Annotated in this window: 14 protein-coding genes and 3 pseudogenes; all 17 read right to left on the minus strand. The window is 50.1% G+C overall.

What is annotated here, in order from left to right; translation table 11 throughout:
- Window positions 1–98 precede the first annotated feature (98 nt).
- The gene (locus tag V2546_RS02720) at window positions 99–1,112 is read right to left on the minus strand and encodes a galactose ABC transporter substrate-binding protein (RefSeq protein WP_182426732.1); all 1,014 of its coding nucleotides are present in this window, start codon (window positions 1,110–1,112) and stop codon (window positions 99–101) included.
- Between the two features lie 12 nt (window positions 1,113–1,124).
- Window positions 1,125–2,096, minus strand: a complete 972-nt coding sequence (locus V2546_RS02725; protein WP_142410453.1) for a substrate-binding domain-containing protein — start codon at window positions 2,094–2,096, stop codon at window positions 1,125–1,127.
- Complete coding sequence (locus V2546_RS02730; RefSeq protein WP_329751496.1) at window positions 2,086–3,885, minus strand: sensor histidine kinase; 1,800 nt, start codon at window positions 3,883–3,885, stop codon at window positions 2,086–2,088. Before V2546_RS02730 ends, V2546_RS02725 begins: the two co-directional genes overlap by 11 nt.
- 31 nt (window positions 3,886–3,916) lie before the next feature.
- On the minus strand, window positions 3,917–5,563 hold the full coding sequence (locus V2546_RS02735) for a response regulator (protein ID WP_118529642.1): 1,647 nt from the start codon (window positions 5,561–5,563) through the stop codon (window positions 3,917–3,919).
- Between the two features lie 139 nt (window positions 5,564–5,702).
- Window positions 5,703–6,263, minus strand: a pseudogene (locus V2546_RS02740) (site-specific integrase); the annotation flags it as partial.
- A 217-nt stretch (window positions 6,264–6,480) separates the two neighbouring features.
- A pseudogene (locus V2546_RS02745) lies at window positions 6,481–7,044 on the minus strand (type I restriction endonuclease); the annotation flags it as partial.
- Window positions 7,016–7,618 (minus strand): annotated as a pseudogene (locus V2546_RS02750) (restriction endonuclease subunit S); the annotation flags it as partial. The pseudogenes V2546_RS02745 and V2546_RS02750, both read right to left, overlap by 29 nt.
- A 42-nt stretch (window positions 7,619–7,660) precedes the next feature.
- On the minus strand, window positions 7,661–8,152 hold the full coding sequence (ybiA, locus tag V2546_RS02755) for a riboflavin biosynthesis intermediates N-glycosidase (protein ID WP_329751497.1): 492 nt from the start codon (window positions 8,150–8,152) through the stop codon (window positions 7,661–7,663).
- Complete coding sequence (locus V2546_RS02760; protein ID WP_182428279.1) at window positions 8,152–8,568, minus strand: hypothetical protein; 417 nt, start codon at window positions 8,566–8,568, stop codon at window positions 8,152–8,154. The genes ybiA and V2546_RS02760 overlap by 1 nt, the downstream gene beginning before the upstream one ends.
- A 5-nt stretch (window positions 8,569–8,573) precedes the next feature.
- A complete protein-coding gene (locus V2546_RS02765) occupies window positions 8,574–8,975 on the minus strand; it encodes a DUF3990 domain-containing protein (RefSeq protein ID WP_329751498.1) in 402 nt (133 codons plus the stop codon).
- Between the two features lie 124 nt (window positions 8,976–9,099).
- Complete coding sequence (locus V2546_RS02770; protein ID WP_329751499.1) at window positions 9,100–16,818, minus strand: Cna B-type domain-containing protein; 7,719 nt, start codon at window positions 16,816–16,818, stop codon at window positions 9,100–9,102.
- The gene (locus V2546_RS02775; protein ID WP_329751500.1) at window positions 16,811–18,607 is read right to left on the minus strand and encodes a hypothetical protein; all 1,797 of its coding nucleotides are present in this window, start codon (window positions 18,605–18,607) and stop codon (window positions 16,811–16,813) included. The genes V2546_RS02770 and V2546_RS02775 overlap by 8 nt, the downstream gene beginning before the upstream one ends.
- Window positions 18,608–19,072: 465 nt before the next feature.
- Window positions 19,073–20,014 carry a translation elongation factor Ts gene (tsf, locus tag V2546_RS02780; RefSeq protein ID WP_118297872.1) on the minus strand — a complete coding sequence of 314 codons (942 nt, stop codon included), beginning with the start codon at window positions 20,012–20,014 and terminating at the stop codon, window positions 19,073–19,075.
- 101 nt (window positions 20,015–20,115) lie between these two features.
- A complete protein-coding gene (gene rpsB / locus V2546_RS02785; RefSeq protein ID WP_147557269.1) occupies window positions 20,116–20,841 on the minus strand; it encodes a 30S ribosomal protein S2 in 726 nt (241 codons plus the stop codon).
- Window positions 20,842–21,367: 526 nt separating this feature from the next.
- Window positions 21,368–22,150 carry a GTP-sensing pleiotropic transcriptional regulator CodY gene (codY, locus tag V2546_RS02790; RefSeq protein ID WP_118296924.1) on the minus strand — a complete coding sequence of 261 codons (783 nt, stop codon included), beginning with the start codon at window positions 22,148–22,150 and terminating at the stop codon, window positions 21,368–21,370.
- Between the two features lie 397 nt (window positions 22,151–22,547).
- The gene (gene topA / locus V2546_RS02795; RefSeq protein WP_329751502.1) at window positions 22,548–24,650 is read right to left on the minus strand and encodes a type I DNA topoisomerase; all 2,103 of its coding nucleotides are present in this window, start codon (window positions 24,648–24,650) and stop codon (window positions 22,548–22,550) included.
- 21 nt (window positions 24,651–24,671) lie between these two features.
- Window positions 24,672–25,805 carry a DNA-processing protein DprA gene (dprA, locus tag V2546_RS02800; protein WP_243022214.1) on the minus strand — a complete coding sequence of 378 codons (1,134 nt, stop codon included), beginning with the start codon at window positions 25,803–25,805 and terminating at the stop codon, window positions 24,672–24,674.
- Between the last annotated feature and the right edge of the window lie 9 nt (window positions 25,806–25,814).

Below are 25,814 nucleotides of genomic sequence, written 5' to 3' on the forward strand. Positions count from 1 at the left end.
CAATTTTTTGTCATATCACGGCAGAAAAACGCTTAATTGGCACTACCAGTCCCGGATCCAGGGCTGCTTTTCCATCAACTTTTACAAATGGATCCGGATCAGTTTGCGACCATATGCTGCGGGCACCAGAAGTATTTTTCCTGTGTGACCTCTTTTCCCATCGCCAGTTCCTCCGCCGTGTCAAAGATCCGCTTCGCATAAGCCTCCCTGTCCGATTCCACCGTTCCGAAAAGTTTTCCCTCGCGGAATGCCTCCTGACCGGCCGGAGTCCCGTCGATCCCGACGAGTTTGATCGTCCCGGCCATGATCCCCTCCCGCTCGATCGCATCGATCGCCCCGAGCGCCATATCATCGTTGTTGCAGATCACAAGTTCGATCTCATCCCCGTAATCGGAAAGCCATTCTTCCATGAGTGCAGACGCCTGGTTTCTCTCCCAGTTCGCGATCCCGCTCGTGATCCTCCGGATCGGGACACCGCCGTCCTTTAAGGTCTGGACCGACCACTCCGTCCGGATCAGGGAATCCTGGTGGTTCGTCTCCCCCTCAAGAAGGACGTATGAGACGACCCCGTCCCCATTCCGGTCAAGGGATGCCGGATTCTTCCGGTAGGCATCAACGAGGATCTGCCCCTCAAGGACCGCCGACTCTTTCGCATCCGCCCCAACATAATAGAGTTTTTCCCAGCGGTTCATATCCTCCGACACAGGTTCCCGGTTGAAGAACACGATCGGGATATCCGCCTCCATCGCTTTGTCGATGACACCGGAAGCTGCCGAGCGGTCAACCATGTTCACACAGAGTACATCACAGTTTAAGCCGATCATCCGCTCCGCCTGGCTGTTCTGGGTCATCTGGTTTCTCTTCGCATCCCGGACATCCAGGGTTACCCGGATCCCCGTCTCCTGTTCATACTCCTTTGCATCCTGCTCCATGGAACTCCGGAGTGTCCCGATAAACGTATCATCCCCGCGGTACAGGAGAACCCCGATCCGGAGAGAAGTCTTTTTTTCTTCCTGCGCACCGTTTTCCAGAGCGGCCCGCCACACGGTGATCCCAAGCAGTGCTGCCGCCGCAAGCGCGACCGTCATGACCGGAAATCTGTTCTTTTTCATTCTGGCATCCTCCTATTCCATCGGATACAGCAATTTCTCATAGGTCCCGCTCTTTAAGATCCCATCATCGATATATTCCGGCGTCAATGTGATCTGTTTCTCATTCCACTCTCCGCCTGCCGCCTGTACGGCTTTTTCCACGCTTAAGTATCCTTCATCAAAGCGGTTCCACGCCATAAGACCGGTGACGATCCCCTTGTCCATCTGGTTTAACAGTTTTGTCGTACTTCCGATCCCGTAAAGCGCTGTTACATGTTCCCGGTACACGCCGCTTCCCTCCAGAATATCCGCGAGATCCGACAGCGCGCCTACATCCATGCCGACTGCCATAAATTTTCCGTTTTCCGGGTACACGGTCCCCTCGATCGTTTTCCGGTAAGTGTCCTCATTTCTCTTCTCGATCAGACTGACTGAAAAGCCGGCCTGGTCGAGCACAGAACGAAGTCCGTCATATGTATCGGTATTTCCCGTGTAGGAAAGTCCTTCCGTAAACAGACAGACCGGAATCTCCGGTGTCTCATTTTCCACGATCTTCTCGCCGAGGCTCCGCCCCATCTCGTAGCGGTCCACCGAGATCGAACATGCGACCGAACTGCTGATCGTCGAAGCGCCGAGAAAGATCACCGGACATCCCGGTGAAATCTCGTCCAGCTGCATGACCGTGTGATCCTCCCGCACCGGTGCGAGGATGATCGCGTTCGTTCCGTCCTTCACTTCGCGCACGATGAGCTCATCCTGCTGTTTTTCATCATTTTCTGCATACAGCGTGATAAAATTCACATCCGCCTGATACTTTTTTTCCGCCATGTTCATGCCTTCGCGGAAATTTCCGTAATAATTGTCGTTCACCTGGTCGACGATCACCGACACCCGGAAGATCTCCTTTTTCTTCTCCTTGATGATCAGATCTGTCGAGGACAGCAGATACAGGATCACCAGCAGGATCACTCCGGCACACCAGCCGATCTTTTCTTTATTTGACATTGATCTTTTCCCCCTCTGCCGTCTCCGAGTAAGGGATCGCCTTCATGTGGATCGTCACGGTCGTCCCCTCGTCAAGCTCCGACTCGATCGAGAGACCGTAATCCGATCCAAAATACAGGCGGATCCTTTCATTGACATTCCGGACGCCGATCCCGGAGCCGCTCTTTGAGGCCACATGTTTTTTTTCGGAGAACATGTTTTCGATCTGCTCCTTCGTCATTCCGAGTCCGTTGTCAGAGACCTTCATATAAAGGTCATCGCCATCCCGGTATACATGGATCCGGATCTCCCCGTCCCCGTCCATGAACTCCATGCCGTGATAGATCGCATTTTCCACAAGCGGCTGAAGGATCAGCTTTACACTCGCAAGATCCATAACCGACTCATCCGCCTCGATCCCGTAGGTAAAGCGATTTTTAAAGCGCATATGCTGGATCGTCAGATAATTTCTCACATGTTCGATCTCATCCCGGACGGTGATGATGCTCTTTCCACGGCTCAGGCTGATCCGGAAAAATCTCGCCAGCGCCGTCACAACCTTCACAGCATCCGCCTGTTTTTCATTCTCGATCATCCAGACGATGATGTCCAGCGTATTGTAAAGGAAGTGCGGGTTGATCTGGGACTGCAGGACGTCGAACTCATTCTTTCGCTTTGATTCATGCTCCGCGACGATGTCATCCATCAGCCGCCGGATCTGGGTCGCCATGTTCTGAATGGATGTGCCGAGATGGCGGATCTCATAGGAGCCGCCCACATAGACATCCGCATTCAGGTTTCCCGCCTCGATCTCGTTCACGGACTTCTCCAGCGCTTCGATCGGGGTCGTGATCCTCGTGGAGATATAGGCGTTGATCACCGCGAGAAGGAAGGCAACAAGCACCACGATAAACGTGATCAGAAGACGCGTCTTCAACGCATTCAGGGTGACTCCGCCCATCGGCGCCGCCCCGATGATCTTCCATCCGGTGTATCCGACCGTCTTGACAGTCACCGCCCGCTTTTTCCCCTGGAACATCTCCTCGTGGATCCCGTCGCGGTAGCCGGCCGCCGCCTCGAGGTTTTCCTCTTCCAGCCCGGAATACAAAAGCTGGGCTTCCGGATGGTAGATCAGATCTCCGTCCGTTCCCATGAGATAGACATAGCCGCCGTTCCCGAGCGTAATCTCATCGAACAACTGTTCCAGACTGTCATAGCGGATATCGATCAAAAGCACGCCCTGTTCCGTGGAGGAACCCTCCGTGATCTCGACCACGCGGGCCGCCGAGATCACCCAGCGGTACTGGTTTTCGCTCACATCAAAGACCCGCTGGACGTGGGGAACCGAAAAATGAAGGTTCTCCGTCTTGCTCAGTGCCGCCCGGAACCACGATTCCTCCGTCGGATCCACACCGGTCTTCAGGCGGGAAGCGGGAACTGCCTCCAGAAGCTCCCCGCTTCTGGAAAACAGGGCGATATTCTCCACATTGTCCTGGTTATTGTCGTAGAGCAGCATCATCTCCCGGTTGACGCGCTCGTTCTCCAGATCCGCATTTTTGATCACGTCGTAATACAGGGAATCGGAAAGCTTCATGATGCCGCGGAGCCACACATCCACCGAGCGGTTCACCTGGTCGATCAGGATCTGATTTTCCTCCTGCATCGTGTCGGACATCTGTTTTGACATCCGGCTGTACAATGACAGTCCGATAAAGATGCTGGCCGCAAGTGCCGTCACCGTAAAGTACACGAAGATCATATAGCGGATACTGGTCCGTTTCAGAAATCCGTTCTCGTTTTCTGGTTTCATACTGCTCTCCCCTGTTTTTATTCACCGCCCTTTAATTTCCGGGTCTGCTTCCCCTGAATTTTGTCGGTGAGACGCCGAATTTCTTTTTAAAAACGTAACTGAAGTAATTCTGCTCCTGATATCCGACCTTCGCGGCGATCACATATGTCTTGTCATCCGTCATGTTCAGAAGCTCCACCGCCTTATTGAGGCGGACGTCCGTCAGATATCCGATGTACGTCTGCCCGGTTGCCTTCTTGAACATCGTTGAAAAATACGCCGGGCTCATATGAAGGATCCGGCAGATCTGTTCGACCGAGAGATCCGGATCCTGATAATTTTCCATAATATACTGCTTGGCGCGTTCCATGCTCTGTCTCGTCGTGTTGTCGCGCTCCTTATTCATCGCGCCGTTGATCTTTAACGCTGCCCCGAGGAGCCATTTTGAGAACGTCTCCCGGTTCATGACCTGGTGGATGATCGTAAACGGATCCGCCCCCACCTTTGAGTCAGCAAAAAGCTCGTCCATCTCCAGATCATACTGCTGGATCAGCTGGACCAGGCAGTTTGCGACGCTCAGGATGTAAGTCTGGTATTGTCTCGCGTGAACCTTCGCGTCCGACATCCGTCCGATGATCCGCGCGGTCACTTCCCGGATCTTTTCCTCCGGCCCGAATTTGACTGCCTGGATCAGTGCTGACTCATCTTCCGAAGTGAACTGAAGTTTTCCGGTGTTCATCGGCTCCACGTCGTTGATATAGATCGTACTGCCGACACCGACGATCGCGCGGTATCCAAGCGCGTCGAGTGCTGACTGGAAAGATTCACAGATCAGTCCAAGCTCCGTCCGGCTGTGACCGATCCCGATCGTGACCGGAATCATTAAGATCTTCCGGATCTCCTTGCAGATGTCGCTCAGGATATCGATCAGTCCGGTCTGGGAGTTTGTCTCATCCACCGCGACGATCCCTGCGATCTCCGCATCCGCCGCCCCCGAGAATGAAAACAGGGAAAAGCGGCAGTAATTTTTCAGATTTTCCTCCAGGATCTGCATCACGGAGATCGGGATCAGGTCCCGCTCCTCATGAAGCGGCAGGATCACCTCGCCGGAGACAGCCGAAAGCTCCGCCTTGACTGCGATCGAGATCCATTTTTTCGCACCTGCCAGCGGGATATCATACTGTTCCAGGCGCTCCGCCACCGTCATCTCATCCATCTGTCGGCTCACAAGATCCTTTAAAAACTGCTCCCTGAGGATCGGCAGACTGCGCTTGTAATTTTCCCGCAGAAGACTCACGTCCCGCTTCTGCTCAATCTCCTCGTCGAGACTCGCCTGGATCTTCTTTAAGATCGCCGTCAGCTCCTCCACATTCACCGGCTTTAAGATATATTCCGTCACATTTAACTTGATCGCCCGCTTCGCGTACTCGAAATCGTCATATCCGGAAAAGATCACAATCTTCATCGACGGATATTTCTGGCGGATCTTCTCCGCAAGCGTAAGACCATCCATATATGGCATCCGGATATCCGTGAGGACAACGTCCGGCTCCAGATTCTCGATCTTCTCCAAAGCGTCCTCTCCGTTCTCCGCATCGCCGACCACGGTAAAGCCTACCGACTGCCAGTCGATCTTTCGGATAATGCTCTTTCGCACTTCTTCCTCGTCATCCACAAGGATAATTCTGTATAAATCCATTTCCTGCTGCTCCTATCTGAACCGGCGGGATTCTTGCGCCGGGTCGTTTTCATGCCTGTTTTCATTTTACTATAGATCCGCACTGTTTGCAAATGGTTCGCTCCCTGCCAGCGCAGCCGGGATCTGTTTCTTTTTCGTTTTAGTTCAGACTGGACAGAGATCTCATGACAAGGTCAATATCCTTATTTTCCAGTTCCTGAATAATATGCAGGTATGTCTTCTGCGTTGTTGTCATACTTGAATGGCCAAGTCTTCTCGCCACACTTGCGATCGAGACACCGGTAAACAACAATAGTGAGGCATGTGTATGGCGCAGACCATGGATCGATATGACCGGGATCTTACACTTTTTGCAATGCCTGCTCAGGATATCATTTACCGTTGAATTGTACACCTTTGTTTTTGCGAAGATCGGCTGATCCTCCGGTAAATTTTTTACCAGCTCTGAGAACTGGATCACCGTCTGCCAGTCGATCTGGATCTTCCGGACAGATGATTTGTTCTTTGTCGGCTGGAATCCGCCGTCACCCTTATAATTCCATGTTTTGCTGATCGACAGTGTCTGATGGGAAAAATCAAAATCCTTCGGGGTCAGGGCAAGTGCCTCCGAAAAACGCAGCCCTGTCTTTGCGACCAGAAGAATAAAATAATCCCAGTTGACCTGGTCCTTCAGATCCAGCGAAACAAGCAGCGTATGCATTCAAAATCCCATCCGCATCATCTGCAACCGTATAAAAACCAATCAGCTGATGAGCCATCGGGATCGAGAGCAATGACGATGCGATCAGCTTCCAGTCGTTGATCGGTTCATTGTTGAAATCAGCCCAATGAAAATAATAATCCGGATTGAATCTTCCATCCGGTCCCGGATTTGCGAAATATAGGCTCTCATCCGGATTCATCGCGACAAATACCTGCACAAGGGAAAACAATCCCGTGAATACACCCTCATGTGCGTATTTTTCAATCTGATTGCATGCCTGGCTCACCGGAACACCGCTGCGTTTTAATTCGATATGGATCACAGGCATCCCGTTGATCAGAAGAAGCAGATCTCCCCGTCTGTCATTCAACAGTCTGGATTTTCCACGGAATACCGGCTGTTCTACGATCTGATACCGGCTCTGTCCCGCTGCGATCTCCAGACGGTCATAAATTTTCAGGCTGATCTCTTTACCAAAATGTACTTTATCCTCCGGATTGTCACGTTTTATGGATACTGTTTTCCCGTTGATAAATCCGTTCAGCTTTAATGGTGTCCGCAGTTCCGTGATCTGCTCGATGATCTGCTGCATTTCCCCATCTGTCAATGGACAGTCTCCCAGTCGGTCAATCCCACGGTTATTGTCAAAAAGGATTTTTGCCCAGTTTTTTAACAGATCATCCTCGGTCGGATACTTTAAGATCTGATCCTCCCATCCCTTTGTAGTCAGAATCTGGATCAGGGCATTCTCAAAATCTGATTCTCGTTGAAACATCATCGTTTTTTGCCTCCTTTTTGCGTGTGTTTGGTCGGGAAAACAGGGATTTTGGGGATGGGGAGTGGGACTTACGCTGATGAAGGGTGATAAGACGGTCGAGTTGTTCTAAGTATTGTCCTATTACTCGCTGTTCATCTATCTTGGGAATAGTTACAACTGTATTTCCAACAAGCTCTTTGTTCAGGTTGTTTACAGTACTTCCGGCAGCAAGTGACCTATATTGATTCAGCATTTGAGGAGTGCCAAGCAGATGACAAAGGAATGTTAAATCAAAAATATTGTAGGTGTTTCTGATAAGCAGCCAACCATCGTGAATACACCCATCAATGCCCATTATATAAGGTTTTCCGAAGCTCATCGAATTGGATAAAATCAAATCACCCGGATGAACTTCTCTCGTTTTTGATAAACCTTCTGGTCTGATTTTTTCAGCGGTTTTTATAATGCGATTTCCTTGTGCAGGAGCGTCGCCAATCTTAACCCAATTTAGTCCATCTGGCGAATCAGTAATGAAATCGTCAATCGGTCGTGGTGAGCCTCCACGCTCAATTTGCACTAAATCAGAAACCTTACGCTGTTCCCAAGCATCCGTCTTTTTCGTCCATTTTCCTGTCTTTTACTGCCCGGAATGATGCCTGATCTGATCCCGCACCATCATTAACGCGTATCCAAGCAGATTTTGACCTCGCCACTGGGACGGATCAAGCCGTTTTGGATCGTCCATCGCAAGTCCAATTCCCCAGATCCGGTCTTTGACAGCACATTCTGCTAGAATCGCATCCCCGGTATTCAATAATTGTTCACAAAGTTCCGAATTTTGTGAAAATTTTTTGATCAGTCCTTCATATACCACCATCTGCCGGATTCCACTCCAGATCAAATCCTCATATCCGGCTACCATCCGCCCGAGTTCCTTGATCCTCGCAGCGTCCTCCGTTGCAAGGATCTTCTCCGCAATCTCATGATCCTGAAACCACACGGCTTTTCGGTACATCATAAACTGCTCCATCGATGTGAAGCAGATTCCGTCCGCAACAAATTTTGATGGATACCAGTTGCTGAAAGCTCCATACTCCTCATCCGGATTGTGAAATCCTATCACACGCATCAGACCTGCCCCACTTTCCGGACTGCAAGCTCCAGTTCCAGGTCATGCAGTCCATAGTACGCCTTTTCCAGGAAGTCCAGAGGGATCTTTTTCACTAACTCCGCACTCGGGATATTATAATACCACTGATAATATGCATAAAATTCGCCGATCCAGTCCGGCATAAATCCACCGATCGACTTTCCCGGCTTCATCCGGTACTGTTCTGTCTCCGTAAAATAATCCCAGAGTTCTCTGGCATCCATGGTATTGACATATGCCTTCGCCTCGTCGATACTCTTTCGTGTTTTACTGGACATATACGCCTTAATAAAGTCTCCTGTATCTTTGTCTGGAAACGACTGTGCAACAAGATCAAACAGTTTTCCTTGATTTTCCACTACATCTTCCAGATATGCATCGGAATATGCCCTCATATCCATCACCTCTCAAGCAGCGTACTAAATACGTTTGTTACCGTATTTGCATCCGAATTTACCAGATCCCGCATCTTTTTTCGTGCCATAATATCTCTTGCGTTATATCGGTCATTGAATTCTGTGTACTCGACGGTTTCCAGCTCATCTTTTAATTCATGCAGTCCGGCATATGCCCGCTCTGTCTTGATACAGTACTGGATTCCGAGACCGCCGGGGGATAACAGTTCTTCCAAAATATCAACATCGATATTGTCACGCATAAACTCTTTCGCGATGTAAAAGTAGGACGCATTCGCTCGCCAGCCTTTGATCACGTCGTACGTTTCCGTGTCGATTCCATATGTCGATTCATCCCTTTCTCTCACTCCCAGTAAGAGTGCAGACTGCTGTGTCCAGTATACCATACGAGCGAAAATATTCCAAATAAAAAGAATATGCCTCGACACATTCCAAAGGAACTTCCTACAAAAAAGCTCCCCCGGACCGCCAGAATCTCTCTGCAGTCCGAAGGAGCTTTTTCATTTTCTGCTACTTCATATGTTCTTCGTTCTCGTCATCTTTCTTCACCCTGTGCAGCATGATCGCACCGAATGCGGAGAGGATCATGAGAACCGCCCATATCCAGGTATGGGTGGAATCCCCGGTTTTCGGGTTATCCCTGTCATCATGATCCGGCTCTGTGCCGGATTCTGTCACGGTTTCCGCCGTGGCAGTTTCTTCGATATTGGTTTCGGTCTCCAAAGAGGTTGTTTCCGTCCGGCTTTCCGCAGTCTCATCCGGTGAGGTCGTACCTGCCGGATCTGTCTCTGTCACAGTCTCCGTTGACTGCCCGGTCGGCATCTTCGGAGGACGTTTCGTCGGATCCGTCTCCTCCGGGTCATCGGAATCATGATGCCACGGTCTCGTCGGAGTGACAGGTGTTGTCGGACCGGACGGATCTGTCGGTGTCGTCGGCTGTGTCGGAACCGTCGGATCTTCATTTTTCCGGTTCTCAAACGCAGCTTCCACCGTATCTCCCGCCGGGATCGTTCCGGATGTTCCGGTTACTGTAACCGTATATCCGTCCCGCAAAGCGTCATCTGCCTCGGTCACTGTGTAGGAAAATCCTGCCGGGATCTCCTCAAACCGGTACTCTTCCCCGTCCTTTAAGGAAATCTCTGAAACTCCGTTCTTGAAATTTCCATCCGTGAATGCCGCGGCATCGATTCCCGTCTGTGATACACCTGACAGTGTGATCGTGAATAGGAATTTCCTGTTCCGCTCTCCGCGGTTTCCGGATACCGTTTTTTTCACGGCAAGACCGCCGCGGGCCACATTGGTGATCCTGCCGCCGTTTTCGGCACGATCACCGGAAGAGTAAACCGTGTCATATCCATTCACCGGATCCTCGGTTACCCAGTAGGTGTATGCCCGTCCATCCGCATCATAGGATGGAAGATCCTCGTAGGTATATGTCCAGAGATCACCGTTCTTGACAACCACCGGCGTCACTCCGTCAACCGTTTCCTGTGACGTTTCTGCCGTCTTCCGGCACAATCTGACCATGATCTGTTCCGGTCTCTGTGACGTTCCGGCGTCAGTCCAGACCTTATCAAACACAAAGGTGTGCTCTCCGATCTTCGTATTGATGATCGTATCACGGTCTCCCGCATAAAGCGCATTGCTTCCCGTATAGACTGCATGGTAGCCTGTCACCGGCTCCTCAGTCACACGGTACTGATACTTCTCTCCTGCTATGGAATAAAGGTCGAGTCCGTCAAAACGGTAGGTCCATTGATCCGGATCCGTCGTCTGGTCCCATGTCAGGGACACAGTCGAACCGTCCGCATCGATGTCCACTTTTTTCCATGCGTTCGAATCGGTACTGCGCTCCAGGATCAGACCGACTGTACCCGGACGCAGACCATCCGCATTCTTCTCATCCTTCCAGACCTTTGTGCCTGAAACAGATGTCAGCGGAATGTTGTAGATCGTCTGCTTCCATGTTCCGTCCGCCGCAGCTTCCACTGCGCCGTACTCTGCGCGGTATCCTGTCGCAGCCGGATCATTTACTTCTTTCGCATAGTAGCTGTAAACATCACCATCAGCGGAAGTTTCCGGAAGATCCTTCCACTCCGCCTCAAAGTGATTTGCCTCGTTCAGCTGGACCGTTGTTCCATCCACCGGTTCCTCCGTTTCGTTCTCTCCGGCTTTCCGGTATTTCCTGTGGAGACTCACGGTGACCTCAGCGGCACTCGGACTCGATCCAACCCATTTTTTCGTCACTTTGAAGGAAGTTTTCTTCGCATTTACAAAGGTAAACAGGGATGTATCCTGTCCGGTTCCGTTCGGATCGAATTCTGTATCCGTGATCATCGTTTCCGTATGTGCCACCTGGATAAATCCATCCGGCACGACCTCGATGACGCGGTAAGAGATTGCCTTTCCGACCCGGAATGCCGGAAGATTCGTGATCTTAAACTTCCAGGAATCAAACTCCCAGTATGCTCCGTTGCCGGACGCATCCGCTGTTCCATCCATCGCATACGTCTTTGTCCCGACATCTGCCCACTTGTCCTCGTGGAGCTGATGATCTTCGTTGTCTTCTGCAACCTGGTACTGGAGTTTCAGGGTGATCGGAGCATTTTCTGTTCCTCCCCACGTTTTCTCTACATAGAGAGTGATCTTCTTGGCCCCGTCATCCGGATCCGGATTCGTTTTCAGCGTGTTTGTCACCGTCGTTGAATCCGCCTGATCATTGTAGCTGACCTGGTAATCCATTCCGCCTGTGAAGGTTCCTCCGTCATCAATCCAGGTCGATCCATCCCACCCGGTCAGTGGAAGTTCCCGCATCCGGTACTCGTACTCACCCGGGAGACCGGAGATCGATGTGCTCCAGCCATTACTCTCCGAAAGTGTCACAATGACCGGATTTCCACTGATCGTAAAGAGCTTCCAGGCTCCGTTTTCTCCTGCCCGGAAGAACAGGATCATCTGTGTCTGTACCGATCTCGTTCCGTAGGCATTGTCATTGTCTCTCCATACCTTGGAAACTGAGAAGTCCTTCAGGTTTGTCTGGTTTGTGATCGTACTCGGTCCGGATGTCACCGTATCTGTGACAGACTGTAAAAGACCGGTTCCGGTAATCTGATAACTGCCGTTTGCCTGTCTGGTCACTGTCTGCGTAGCTGTGTCCGGTGTCTTACCGGGAACTGTATAGCTCACACCTGTCTCCACATACCGGTAATGCAGATAAACCAGTGTGCCATTTTCTTTCATGGCCGCCGGGAGCTTTACCGTTTTCCCGTTTTTCCATACAGCAGCATTGATCTTTCCTGTAAGTGACGGTGCTGCGATCCGCTCGCTCCAGTATGCAGACTGATTTTCTCCGTTTGCATTGAGGATCGCTGATCTCGCATTTTCATCCGTAAACAGAGCATCCGCATCCATCCAGGAAGCGCTTCCGGCATCAAACGAAGCATCACTGGACGTCGCCGCCTGCAGCTTAAAGGAAGCTGTCAGGTCATATCCGAGATAGTCGTTCGTCACAGTTTTTCCTGCCTTGTCCGTCCACTGCTTCGTGAATTTTGCAGTCGTCTGTAAGGAGTTCGTGATCTCTGCTGTCTGGAACGGATTTCCCGTGCTGCCAAACTGGACACTGCCGTTTCCTGATGCCTGATAAGCCGCTGGTTTTTCCTCGCTGACGCGGTAGATCCACGGCATCCCGTTCGGCGCGTAACGGTCGAGTCCGCTCCAGTTGTACTTCCACTGGTTGGTCACAGACTTATCTTCCGTCAGCGTACTGTCCGTCACCGTTTTCCAGTTGATCGCATTCGACTGTCCAGGCTGTGCATCCGCTCTTCGCTCCAGTGTAAGATCCAGCGTATCCGGTCTTGTCCCGAATTGATTGTTGAAGTCAGCCCAGTTTTTTGTTAAGACAAGCTGTACCTTGTCCTTTCCATCCTCCTGAGGCGTGTTCCATTTCCGGTTTGCAAACGTTGCTGCTGCCGGAATTTCTGTGTTTCCTGCACTGCTGCGTCCGAAAAGTCCTGAGATCACCTGTCCGACTTTTGCCGCCAGAGACTCTGTGGTCATCCCATTTCCGCCTGACGCATTGGAGGCGGTCGCTGTTACATGCTCCACCTTGGTCCCTGCGTTCGAAGCAGTCGCAACCTGGTCAAAGGAAGTATAATCCCCCTTTACTGCCCAGGTGTCAAAGCCTTCCAGGAATCCGTCCTTGAGCTCCGTCACCGTGTACAGATAGTCCGTTCCGTTCGGCGCATAAAGATCCAGGTTGTCGAAGACACATTCCAGAGAAACCGTGGATCCTGTCTTCTTATAGGCATCCTGCACCTCCTCGGAAGAAATGGTTTTCACCTGTTTCGTGAAACCTGTGTCCTCCACGACCTTCGGGGTACCATCCGCATAGGATGTATAGGATCTTGTCAGCTCAAACTTCACGGCCGGGAATGTCCCCTCAGCCTCATTTTGGGAAAGTTCCATGAGTTTCCGGACCTTCAGTTTTCCCTTCGGACCCTCGTAGGTATTCGTGATCACGTGGGAAGCTGTCGTGTTGCCGTCGTCATCTCTGACATAGAGCCCCATTCCTCCGACTGCTGCGTCTGCAGCCCCGACAAGCAACTCCTTTCCGTCGGCACCTTTCACACTCTTCTCTCGCAAAACGTAGGTATATCTCTCTCCGTTTTCATCGTAACGCGGGAGTTCCTCCCCGTTTCCCGGAGTCTGGTCTTCAGAAACCGGAACAGTTTCTCCTGTGTTTCCGTCAGCAGCAAGCTGATACACATATTTTCCGATTCTGCTGATCTCGATCGGATAGGAACCGTCTGCGTTTTTTGTGATAGTTGTCCAGTCTTTGACGGTCAATTCTGAAATATTCGCCCGATCAGGGGCTCTATCCGGCCCCGGAGTTCCAAGATATTGGTCGAGCACAAACGTGATCTCCGGATAGTCTTTTGCCGGATAATTGTTTGGCAGGCTCTTATAGCTCTTGGATCCGAGAATTCTCGCATCTTTTAAGAGTGAGTTAATGATCGTTCCTTCCTCGACAACCGCATATTTTCCGGCATACTCCGGAAGTCCGGTTCTGCCGCTCTGATCGATCGGATTTAATACTACCCGAATATCATCCGGACTATACGGCGCATAGCTTTCATCTCCCGGTTTTCCGACTCCTCCTGATGTTCCGATGATATCGGTCTTGTCCGGGTTGCTGGCGCTGGCAACCGCATACTGCGCGATCGCATAATCGAGCGCATTGGAATCTACCTCCGTCCGCTCGAACGCATAATAATAGATCTCGTATCCTTGTGCATTGTACTTTGGAAGATTCCTGATTGTTGCAGTCCAATGCTGTTCATCTGAATCCTGATCGGTCTTGACCCACCGGTAATCCTTTACCACGACATCAGACGGGCTCAGTTCCTTTTTCAGATTTCCGTCTGCATCCGCTTCACGTTTTAAGATCGTCAGATAAATATCCGGGCGGGTATTCTGTTCTCTGGAATATGCATCATTCCATTGTTTTTTCCAATGAACCGTCTTGACTCCGGAAAGGCTGTTGCTAACGGTGACAACCTGATGGTCATTGCGCGTAACCTCCTGATTTTCCGGTGCATCCAGCGCAACCGTATATGTTTCCGAAGTGGTCCGGAGATATGTACTCCAGAGATCCCACAAATTGGATTCTGTCGCACCGGTAACAGGATTCTGAGCCGGGATTGCCTCAAGGATCGACTTTACATCTGAAACCTTCTGGTATACCGGAGTTCCCTCTTCCGTCACCTTTGTTACCCACGCTTCCTTTACCTGATACCGGATAACCTGCCCTTTTGCATTGTACTTTGGAACCCCATAAAATGCATAGTGGTCACTTCTTATCACAGAACCGTCATTCTGATGGCTCTCCAGCGACATCGTCTGGACAGATTTTGCCGATTCCCGGCGATCTGAGTCGTAGATCGTTTCGACGTTGTGTCCATCCACCAGGATCGTATCTCCCGCATTTCCCGCATTTCTCGTGATCTGCCCATCGGAAGCGGTTCCGGCCGGATCATCAAAGTCAAGATACATGGACAGTTCCAGCGGAGCATCTGTATGCTGGGCATTGTATGTATCCAGTGCTTTTTTCATTGCATCTCGGAGCGCACCGCTTCCATCATTCCAGCGTTTTTCCACATCAATATCAATTTGAGCGATACGGCGGTTCTTCACAACAAATACTGGATCTTTTCCAATCTTTGTCTTTTTATAGGAGACTTCATAGCGGTGGTGCTTCAGGTCCACACTCCCGTAAGCTCCGTCGTAATCGGAAACACTTGAGATCCGTGGGTTTGTCACTGTAAACTGCGTCTCTTCCCCACCCGTTCCGTAAATCTCTGTTTCCAGAATGTAGACCTCATCTGCATGGACTGCTCCCAGATCCACATAGGTATACCAGATAGATCCCGGTCCGAGGATGACAGGTGATCCCACCGATTCCCCGGTTCCGTTCCGGTATGCCTGCACCGCAACATTTCTCCGGTGCTGGATATCTCCGTCATCCAGCCATTCTTTCATAACGAGGATGCGGTTATTATTTCCTGTTCCCACCGCATTTGTCAGCGTACTTCTATAATCCAGGTTTCCGTTGACCTTTTCCGTCCGGATGTCCGCTGCGTGATATCCATCCGGCTCTTCCTCAATCAGCATATATTCATACTGATGTCCGGAACGGTCAAATTCCGGAAGACCGTAGATCCGCACATGACTCCATGCAGACGTGTCCGCCTGTTCCGGCACACAGATCCCGATATTTTCACTGCCCTCATCGGTCGGAAAATCCGTGATCCTCCCGCCGTTTTCGGTCACTTCAAATGTCAGGTAAGCATTTCCCGCTATCATATCTGCAACCGATGTTCCGCTGTAGAAACGATACAGGCGGAATTTCAAGGTTGCGCCCGCGGGTGGATTTCCCTCCCAGTTCTTGACAACATCGTAGTCGACCGTATCCTTGATCCGGTTTACGATCACCGTTCTGTTTTCCGCATCGGAAGCACTTGCAGTCTCACAGATCGACTCATATGCCACCTGGCGGCCATTCTGAGTGAGGGTAAACGTTCCGTTTTCAGAGCCTTCCGGATATTCGATCTCCCGTCTGATTCCATTCTGGGTGATCTCCCGCTCCACAAAGCGGTACTCCAGCTCATTTCCGTAAATATCATATTTCGGCATGGTTCTGCTTCCGCTTCTGGTGACATTGACCGCATTGAAACCGTCCAGTGACAGCTCCTCTCCCGGAACTTCCGTCCACGCTCCGGCAGGCGTCACCGTATTTCCAGCCGGGTCTTTCTGCTCTTTGATCCTGGACTGCAGTCCAAACGTTACCTTTACGTCCTGGAGGTTTTCCTGGAATGCGGCCGCTTCCCATGTTTTGGATACTGGCACTGTGACAGTATCGATTTTACGGTTATAGAGCGTTCCTCCATCGTAGAGATAAATGTTATTGACATCTGCACGTTTTCCGTCTTTATTTTCCGTGCTTACCCTCGTTCCGTCTCCCTTGATAAATACGTCGTCATAATAACCAGTCTGGTCATTGTACGCTCCGAACAGCTGTTCATAGCCTCTGCTGTCATCATTTGTGAAATATTCTTTTGTAACATACGCATAAGCATATCCGTCCGTATCATACTTCGGAAGTGTCTTTTCACCATTTTCCCCATAGCCGAACCGAATCTCCTGGGTATTATTTTCCGGATGTCGGTCCAGAGGCAGGCTCATTGTCTTTCCGTCTTCCCCATACACCGGAGCTGCTTTCGTGTAGTCTTCATGTCTTTGCGGATAACGCCAGAGTTCAAACTCTCCCTCCGGTCTCTCGTTCTCCGGGACATCCGTACGATTTTCCGACCAGATCTTTGTCGCCTCGTATCCTCTCGTTCCGGTAAGTGTCAGGACCAGGGTTCCTCCGCTGTAAAGCCTGTCGGTCCGCTCCTGATATCCCACAGTTGCAGAGTTGTCGTAGGAGATCTGGATATAGTCTCCCTCTTCCATGCCATCCACACGGAAACGGTTTAACGGATTTCCGTTCTCGTCGGTATCTCCGGCCCACTCGATCGTATACACAAATGGATTCCCATCCAGGTTATACCGCCAGCCCATATCGATCACATATTCTCCGTCACCTTTTGCATTCCTGTCTCCGATCAGTTTCAGAGTTCCGTTCTCCAAAAGGTCGTCAATCCTTACGACTTCTACCGGATTTTCACTCACCTGAACCTCCGGAAGTCACTTGATAAATGCACAGTTTAAAGTATCTTGCCGCTTCATCCTTTGTGATATCGTAATAATCGGTATATCCCTGGCGGATATCCGTCTTCAATATGACGGTCCTGCGGATCAGATAGTACCATCCGCACTGATCAACGGTCCCCTCATACTCACCAATATTGTCGTCATTGATTTCCTTCCGTTCATATCCGTCAACGGCAGGCTGCGACCATTTCCAGAGTACCCGGTATTCGCTTCCGTTTTTCACAACCGTGCTCGGAAGATTGCTGTATGAAATCTGCCAGGTGCTGTTCCCTTCATTTTTTGTGATTGCAGGCTGCGGCATTTCTGTCAGTCCGACACCCGCAAGAGATGCCCCCGGCTCCAGTTTTGTTCCGTCGCCGTCTCCCCAGTCCGCATCCTGCGCAACCAATTTATAGGAGAGTTCCGGCATGATTTCCGAAGGCCGGATTCCTTCATCGTTATTTCCGTTGTCGATCCAGAATACCGTCTGCGGACCGAGCCCATCCCGTCTCTGGAGAACGGTCACACCCCCTCCGGCAGCTCTCGAAATCCGGATCACAGCCTCTGCGTCTGCTCCGCCTTCCGCACCGGCGCGGAGCGTGATGCTTCCCTTTAACACTTCTGCATCTTCCGTTGCCCGGAGACGTTCTTTTTCATTCCCCGTAAGCAGTTCCAGAATTCCCTGCTTCTCCTGCTTTTTTGCCCAGACCAGACTGTCCGGATCGATCTTCAGCTGAAAATCGACCGTCTTTTTCACAACCGCGATTGAATCGTCATCTCCGGTTTCATCGCTCTCCACAGACTTATCCGCTGTGTCTGAGACCGGAACGATCCGGAACTTCAGTGTATCTCCATCTGCAGAAAACTCTGTCACCTTCATTTCCGAAGAAAGTCCCACGATCTCTGCCAGTTTTTTCCCACTGTCATCTCTGTAAAGTGCATTGCTGGATGTCGCCGCAGCCTTTGGGAAGGAAAGATCTCCATTCAATGTCACGGACGCATGATACGTAAGGCCGGCATCCGGCAGCTTCATTTCAAAGACTGCATCCGGATTTTCGACTCCGTCCACACAAGCGAGTTTCTCCTGCGCAGCACTGACTTCCGGCACTGCAGTTTCCGTCAATTCTACCGCAAGAAAACGGATCGGTACCGTCTCGATACTGATCTTGATCCCATTCTCATCCGTCATGATGTTTTTCGTATTTCCCGATGCAGAGGAATTGGACGCTGTGCTCTTCACCGGATCTGAATCTGTATACCGGCTGTCGCTCTTTCCATTGTAGGAAAGGATCACATCTGTCTCTGAATCCACATCGATCGTCTGATCATCTGCTGATTTCGGCATGCAGACTGTAAATTTTTCCTCCAATGTGTGGCTTTCAACTGTTCCATTCAGGGAGAGAAGCCAGAAATTCCAGTCCCCTTCCGGTTCTTTTTCCAGTGTCCACACATGATCTCCATGTTCATAGGTCAGAACTCCGTCCTCATTCTTCGTGAACTCGACGAATGCCGCTGCCTCCTCCTCTGTCAGGCGGATCTGCAATCCTACATCTTCCACCTGCGCCGGATCAATTTCCACCTTTAGCGTTATCTCGCCATTCTCGCCGGAAGGCACCTCTTTCTTTTGAGGTTTCCAGCCCACTGTTATGGCAGGTTTTTCCGCTGCAAAAACCTGCATCAGCTCATCCACAGGCACAAGCGAAAAAACCATCAGAAATACGAGCAGAAGACTGATCCAGCGTCTGCCCATCTTTTGATAGATCCCCATCTTATTTTCACTCCTTTGCAAAGTATCTGCCTTTCTCTTCCCTTTGCAAAGCTTTTTCATTTCCCCGTAGCAACAGGCAGCGTCCTCTTTACAGACATTGCCCGTTTAACTTCTCTTATCATACTCTTTTCGTTTAAAAAAAGTCAACATCTTCTGTATGCCAAGAAGGATTTTTTCCGATATTTTCTTCATTTTTATTCGTATTTTGCCAGGTTTTCCGTGAGGCGTAATAAATTCAGTAAACCGCTTTCTATGACTGTCCGCATCTGTGCATACATTTCCGCTGTAATCAAACAAATGAAAGCAGCCCTCCATGGACCTGCCAGATCCATAGAGGGCTGCTTTATCATCTAAAAAGCCGTATGCCGTTCGTTGCCGGGTTTGTCCGGGAAAAAATAAGCCGCACAGTCCCGTATTTCAGGACCATGCGGCTTATAAACGTCTGTATCGGAATACAAACTTTTATTATTTGCCCATCTGTTTTGCAACTTCCTCAGCGAAGTTCTCTTCCTTCTTCTCAAGACCTTCACCAGTCTCGAAACGAACGAAGCTCTTGAGCTCGATGTTAGCGCCATTCTCTTTTGCAACCTGAGCTACGTACTGAGCTACGGACTGCTTGCCGTCCTCTGCTTTTACGTAAACCTGGTCTAGGAGGCAGATCTCTTTCATCTCTTTGTTGATACGTCCCTGGATCATACCCTGGATAACCTTCTCCGGCTTGGATGCTTCCTTCGGATCGTTCTGGATCTGAGCCATAAGGATGGATTTCTCATGCTCGATGAAGTCTGCGCTTACTTCATTACGGCTTGTGTATTTCGGATTAAGAGCTGCAACCTGCATGCAGACGTTCTTAGCCATCTCTTTAACAGCGTCGTTTACAACGTCTGTCTGAACGTCAAGAAGAACACCGATTCTTCCGCCGGCATGGATATAGGAAGCAACGAAACCGTTCTCCTCTGTAACCTGTTTGAAACGACGGATGCTCATGTTCTCGCCGATGATGGAGATCTGGGAGGAAAGAGCTTCCTTAACAGTAAGGCTCTCGTCTGCTGCCCACTTCTCATCCATGAATGCATCCATATCTGCTGCTGTTGTTGTAAGAGCCTGAGCTGCAACCTGAGCAACGTATGCCTGGAACTTTGCGTTCTTTGCAACGAAGTCTGTCTCAGCATTAACCTCAACGATAACAGCTTTCTTCTCGTCTGCTGTCATAGCTGTGTCAACGATACCCTCAGCTGCGATACGTCCAGCCTTCTTCTCTGCGCCTGCAAGTCCTTTTTCTCTTAAGAACTCAACAGCCTTGTCCATGTCGCCGTCTGTAGCTGCAAGAGCCTTCTTGCAGTCCATCATTCCAGCGCCTGTCATTTCTCTTAAATCTTTTACCATTTTAGCTGTAACTGCTGCCATGTTTCATTTCCTCCGAATCATATTAAAGAATCAAAATAAAACGTGTCTTTTCAGAAGAAGGTGCTGCCACTGACAGCACCTTCCGGATTCCTTATAACAACTTAAGCCTCTGCGTTCTCCTCAGCTGCTTCTGCTGCCTCAGCCTCGCCCTGCTTAGCCTCGATGACAGCGTCTGCCATCTTGGAAACGATAAGCTTAACGGCTCTGATAGCATCGTCGTTACCCGGAATTACATAGTCAAGTTCTTCCGGATCGCAGTTTGTATCAGCGATACCGATCAGAGTGATTCCAAGTGTGTGAGCTTCCTGAACACAGATTCTTTCCTTCTTCGGATCTACGATAAAGATAGCGTCCGGGATCTTCTTCATTTCCTTGATACCGCCAAGGTTCTTCTCAAGCTTCTCCCACTCTTTCTTTAACTCGATAACTTCCTTCTTCGGAAGAACGTCGAAAGTTCCGTCCTCAGACATCTTCTCGATTGCTTTTAATCTAGCGATTCTGGACTGGATGGTCTTGAAGTTTGTAAGCATACCGCCAAGCCATCTCTCGTTTACATAGTACATTCCGCAACGCTCAGCCTCAGCCTTGATTGCATCCTGAGCCTGTTTCTTTGTACCAACGAAAAGGATTGTGCCGCCCTCAGCTGCGATATCAGCAACTGCCTTGTAAGCCTCATCAACTTTACCTACAGATTTCTGAAGGTCGATGATGTAGATACCGTTTCTCTCTGTGTAGATGTACGGTGCCATTTTCGGGTTCCATCTTCTTGTCTGGTGACCGAAATGTACGCCGGCTTCCAGAAGCTGTTTCATTGAAATTACGCTCATGTTATTTTCCTCCATTTGGTTATTTACTTCCGCCTGCATCTCACTTCCACAACCACCTGAAAAACTCAGGCACCACTTGCAGAATCCGCAGACGTGCATAATATCAGCTTTTTCACTATATCATAAGTCAATTTCCCCTGCAAGTACTTTTTTATTATTTTTCCAACTTTTTTGTGTCTTTTTTTGCGTCTCGCGTTACCCAGCGGTGAGCTTCCGGGCTGGTGTGCATGATCCGGGGATCTGGCTTCCTCTTAGCGCGCAGGTGACTGCGTTGAAGAACAGGCAGCACTTGTCTGAGCGCAGCGAGTTGTGTTGCCTGTTCTTCGCCCTTAGCAGTCTCCCGGGCGCTTAGAGGAACCATCCCCGCATCCCCGGCACACCAGCCCGGAAGCTCACCGCGTACCTTTCGCCAAGACACCTCAAAAGACATTCTCCCCTATTCCACCCAAAAAAGAGGCGCAGCCCTAAATCCCGCCGCACCTCTTTTTACATCTTCTTCAATTACAACCAAAACCACTTCTATCAGCTATTTCGCATTAACCGCCTTCAACGCCTTCAGCTCATCAAACACCACATCATTCAAAACTTTAATGTATGTTCCCTTCATACCCGAAGACCTCGACTCGATAACACCCGCACTCTCAAACTTCCGGAGCGCATTCACGATAACGGATCTCGTAATACCAACCCGGTCTGCGATCTTGCTGGCAACAAGAATTCCCTCGTTTCCGTCAAGCTCCTCGAAGATATGGGTAATTGCCTCCAGCTCGGAGAACGATAACGTGCTGATCGCAGATTTCACGATCTGTACCTTTCTTGTCTCCTCCGCGTTCTCCTCATTTACAGAACGCATCATCTCAAGGCCGACAACCGTAGTACCGTATTCGCAGAGAATAATATCATCGATATCGTACTGCTCGTCGGATTTGTACATAAATAAAGTTCCAAGACGCTCTCCCGCAATATCGATCGGAGCGATGATCGCCTGGTATTTCTTCACGTTCTCCTCAGCGAAACCGAGAGTCGCAAGATTTACATTTTCCTTGGTGGAAAGGACACTTAAGAGGCGTTCGTTAAACATTTTATCGACATAGCCGCCAACTTTGTCCTCAATCAACTCATGGATCTCATCGACACCAGGACAGATGCTTACACCCAGGACTTTTCCTTTCTTGCTGATCACGAGAATGTTCGACAGCAAAATTTCGCTTAAAACTTTACAGATGTCGTTAAATACGACCTTGTGCGAATTGTTGTTGTGGAGCAGTTTGTTTATTTTTCTGGTCTTATCCAATAATTCAACACTCATTTCCGAAAACCTCCTTTACTTTCTGATATCGTACGAATAATATTTGATCGATTAAATTGTAACACGATATTTCCAGAATTTCAAGACTTTTTCGGATAATTAGGATAAATCGAAATAAATTGTCAAGTCCTTATCAATTTTTTGAAGTTCAAACTGTCTGAATTGTATCATTTGTAGCGATAATTGTGCAGTTCAGTGCATTTATCGGCAAATTTCACTGTCAGAAGAGACATTTCACCTTTCCACACCAGCTGACCCGATGCCTGCATCTTCTTCCAAACATCCGCCGTATGCAGGTTTGATTCACAGCTCTTACAAGAAACATCCGGCAAATGTGTCTCGCACATCCCGCCAGAGCCTTTTTATCACTGCCGTTCATCCTGTAACCGGCAGCAGATTATTCAGTTGCAGTCTTTTCCTCTTCCTTTTCCTTCATCGGCATCACAAAACCGCACTGCTCATTTGCGCAGACGAGTTTGTTTCCTTTTTCCACCATGTAGCTTCCGCATTCCGGACATTTCTCAGTGGACGGTTTCTGCCAGGACATGAAATCACAGTCCGGGTTGGCCTCACAGCCGTAATACTTTCTGCCTTTTTTCGTCTTCTTGATGATGACTTCTTTTCCGCACTTCGGACACGGGATGCCGGTCTTCTCAAGATACGGCTTCGTATTCCGGCACTCCGGGAATCCCGGACATGCGAGGAACTTACCGTGAGGACCGTACTTGATGACCATCCGTCTTCCGCATACCTCACAGATCTCATCCGATTCCTCATCTGCGATGTGGACCGTCTCAAGCGTTCTCTGGGCCTCATTCACCGCTGCCATGAGATCCGGGTAGAAGTTTCTGACGATCGTCTTCCACGGGGTCAATCCCTCTCCGACGCTGTCTAACAGGAACTCCAGATTCGCCGTGAAAGCGATATCCACGATGCTCGGGAAGCACTGCTTCATGATCCGGTTGACAACCTCGCCGAGCTCAGTCACATAAATATTTTTATTTTCCTTCACCACATACCGGCGTGCAAGGATCGTTGTGATCGTCGGAGCGTAGGTACTCGGACGTCCGATGCCCTGTTCCTCCATCGCCTTTACAAGCGATGCCTCCGTATAGTGGGCTGGCGGCTGAGTAAAGTGCTGGGCATTTACAAGATCGGCAAGCTCCAGCTCCTCGCCCTTTTCCAGCTTCGAGAGGATCTGATTCTTCTCTTCCTTCTCATCCGCCTCGATATAGACAGACATGAAGCCGTCAAATTTCAGTCTGGACGCTGTCATCGTAAATTCATTTCCGCCCGCCATGATCTTAACAGAAGTCGTCTCATAGACAGCTGCAGACATCCGGCTCGCGGTAAACCGCTTCCAGATCAGCTGGTAAAGACGGAACTGATCTCTCGAAAGAGATTCCTTCACCTTGACAGGTGTCAGAGAAAGATTCGTCGGACGGATCGCCTCGTGCGCATCCTGGATCTTTCCGTTATTCTTCTTTGAATTCTCTCCCGTTGACAGATATGCTTCCCCATAGTTCTCAGCGATGAATTCGCCTGCCATCTTCTCCGCTTCCTCCGCGACACGGGTGGAATCGGTACGCAGGTAAGTGATCAGACCGACCGTGCCGTGTCCTTTCACATCAACGCCCTCATAGAGCTGCTGTGCGAGACGCATCGTCTTCTGGGTGGAGAAGTTTAACGCCTTGGACGCCTCCTGCTGCATGGTACTCGTTGTAAACGGAAGCGGCGGCTTCTTCGTGCGCTCACCGTTCCTGATATCATTTACGATAAATTTCTGTCCCTTTAAGGACTCTAACAGGGCATCCAACTCGGCACGGCTCCTGATCTCTGTCTTTCCATCCTTATCTTTATGGAAATGGGCCGCTGCCGGCTTCTTTGTCCCCGGTGCTTTCAACATCGCATCGAGACTCCAGTATTCCTCCGGAATAAACGCGGAGATCTCCTCTTCACGGTCACAGATCATTCGGAGTGCCACCGACTGGACACGGCCGGCACTCAGTCCGCGTTTTACCTTTTCCCAGAGGATCGGGCTGATCTTATAGCCCACGATACGGTCCAGGATACGCCGCGTCTGCTGGGCATCCACAAGATTCATATCGATATCTCTCGGTGCCTTTAAGGACGCCTTTACCGCGTTTTTCGTGATCTCATTGAAGCTGATTCGGTATACTTTTTTATCTTTTACCTCATCGAGCTTCAGCGCTTTCATCAAATGCCAGGAAATCGCCTCTCCCTCACGGTCAGGGTCAGTTGCGAGATAGATCTTATCTGCTTTTTTCACTTCTTTCCGGAGTTTCGCAAGGATATCGCCCTTGCCCCGGATCGTGATATATTTCGGTTCATAATCATTTTCCACATCAATTCCGAGCTGGCTCTTCGGAAGATCTCTTACGTGTCCGTTGGACGCGTCCACCTCATATGTGCTTCCCAGGAATTTTTTAATTGTTTTAACCTTTGCAGGAGACTCCACAATCACAAGACTGTTCGCCATATTTTTCACATCCTTCTGCAATCATTCCGCTTTATAATATTGATTCCCGGTTCCAAAAACAAGTCCCGCAAGCTCCAGCTTTAAAAGGGCTTCCATACATTCTGTCACAGAGAGTCCGCTCAATGCGGCGACCTCTTCCAGATGTCTGGGGCGCGAATCAACCGAAGCATACACCAAATTTTCGTTCTTGGCAAGCCTATTTTGTGAAAATTTATGAATCGTTAATTTTCTTTCGTATTTCATCCCGAGGAATTCCAGCACATCCGACGGGCTCAAAAGCAGGCTCGCACCGCCCTGGATCAGGCGGTTGCAGCCCCCGCTCAACGGGTCATTTGCACGTCCCGGAAGGGCGAAAACCTCCTTTCCCTGTTCTAAAGCAAAATCCGCTGTGATCAGCGATCCGCTCTTCTCCCTCGCTTCTATTATTATGACCGCGTCAGCAAGAGCGCTGATGATCCGGTTTCTCAGCGGAAAGTTCATTGCCACAGGGCGGGTCCCCGGGACGAACTCTGAGAGGATACCGCCGTTTTCCTCCATGGCATGAAAAATTTTGTAATTTTCCCGCGGATAACAGATATTTACCCCGCATCCCAGAACCGCGTAGGTGGGTTTCCCGCGCTCGATCGCGCCCCTGTGGGCACAGCCATCCACTCCCGCCGCCATGCCGCTGATAATGTTGACTCCCGCATTGGCAAGTTCCCCGGCATAAAATCCGGCCGCCTCCTTCCCATATTCCGTGCAGGCTCTGGCGCCGACAATGGCAACCGCCGGGACCTCGTTTTCCGGAAGATTTCCCTTTACGAAAAGCGCCGCCGGGCGGTCTTTATATGGAAGGAAACGTTCCGGATAGTCTGTGTCTCCTTCCGCGATAAAGCGGATCCCCGTCCGTTCCAGCCCATAAAATTCCTTCAGCCATGCAGATTCCTGCTCTCTTGCCTGCAAAAAGACCGTCACGCGCTTCTCTGTGAGAACTCCCGCTTTTTGGATTTCCTGTTCCTTTGCCGTCCAGACCTCCTGATATGTTCCGAACCTTTCCCTTAACTTCCCGATCGTCGCACTGCCGAACCCCGGAACATGGCAGAGACAGTAAAACGCTTCCCGCTCGGTAAGTGTGTTGTAAGCCATGATCTTATGTACCCCTTTCCTTTCATTCATAGAACTGTT

This window comes from Clostridium sp. CM74B_53 (assembly GCF_036318045.1).
Taxonomy (GTDB): Bacteria; Bacillota; Clostridia; order Lachnospirales; family Lachnospiraceae; genus Pilosibacter.

What these genes read in the sequence shown, in the direction of transcription:
- V2546_RS02720 (WP_182426732.1), bottom strand. Translation starts at nt 1,112, where the DNA reads ATGAAAAAGAACAGATTTCCGGTCATGACGGTCGCGCTTGCGGCGGCA.
- V2546_RS02725 (WP_142410453.1), bottom strand. Translation starts at nt 2,096, where the DNA reads ATGTCAAATAAAGAAAAGATCGGCTGGTGTGCCGGAGTGATCCTGCTG.
- V2546_RS02730 (WP_329751496.1), bottom strand. Translation starts at nt 3,885, where the DNA reads ATGAAACCAGAAAACGAGAACGGATTTCTGAAACGGACCAGTATCCGC.
- V2546_RS02735 (WP_118529642.1), bottom strand. Translation starts at nt 5,563, where the DNA reads ATGGATTTATACAGAATTATCCTTGTGGATGACGAGGAAGAAGTGCGA.
- ybiA (WP_329751497.1), bottom strand. Translation starts at nt 8,152, where the DNA reads ATGCGTGTGATAGGATTTCACAATCCGGATGAGGAGTATGGAGCTTTC.
- V2546_RS02760 (WP_182428279.1), bottom strand. Translation starts at nt 8,568, where the DNA reads ATGAGGGCATATTCCGATGCATATCTGGAAGATGTAGTGGAAAATCAA.
- V2546_RS02765 (WP_329751498.1), bottom strand. Translation starts at nt 8,975, where the DNA reads ATGGTATACTGGACACAGCAGTCTGCACTCTTACTGGGAGTGAGAGAA.
- V2546_RS02775 (WP_329751500.1), bottom strand. Translation starts at nt 18,607, where the DNA reads ATGGGGATCTATCAAAAGATGGGCAGACGCTGGATCAGTCTTCTGCTC.
- tsf (WP_118297872.1), bottom strand. Translation starts at nt 20,014, where the DNA reads ATGGCAGCAGTTACAGCTAAAATGGTAAAAGATTTAAGAGAAATGACA.
- rpsB (WP_147557269.1), bottom strand. Translation starts at nt 20,841, where the DNA reads ATGAGCGTAATTTCAATGAAACAGCTTCTGGAAGCCGGCGTACATTTC.
- codY (WP_118296924.1), bottom strand. Translation starts at nt 22,150, where the DNA reads ATGAGTGTTGAATTATTGGATAAGACCAGAAAAATAAACAAACTGCTC.
- topA (WP_329751502.1), bottom strand. Translation starts at nt 24,650, where the DNA reads ATGGCGAACAGTCTTGTGATTGTGGAGTCTCCTGCAAAGGTTAAAACA.
- dprA (WP_243022214.1), bottom strand. Translation starts at nt 25,805, where the DNA reads ATGAATGAAAGGAAAGGGGTACATAAGATCATGGCTTACAACACACTT.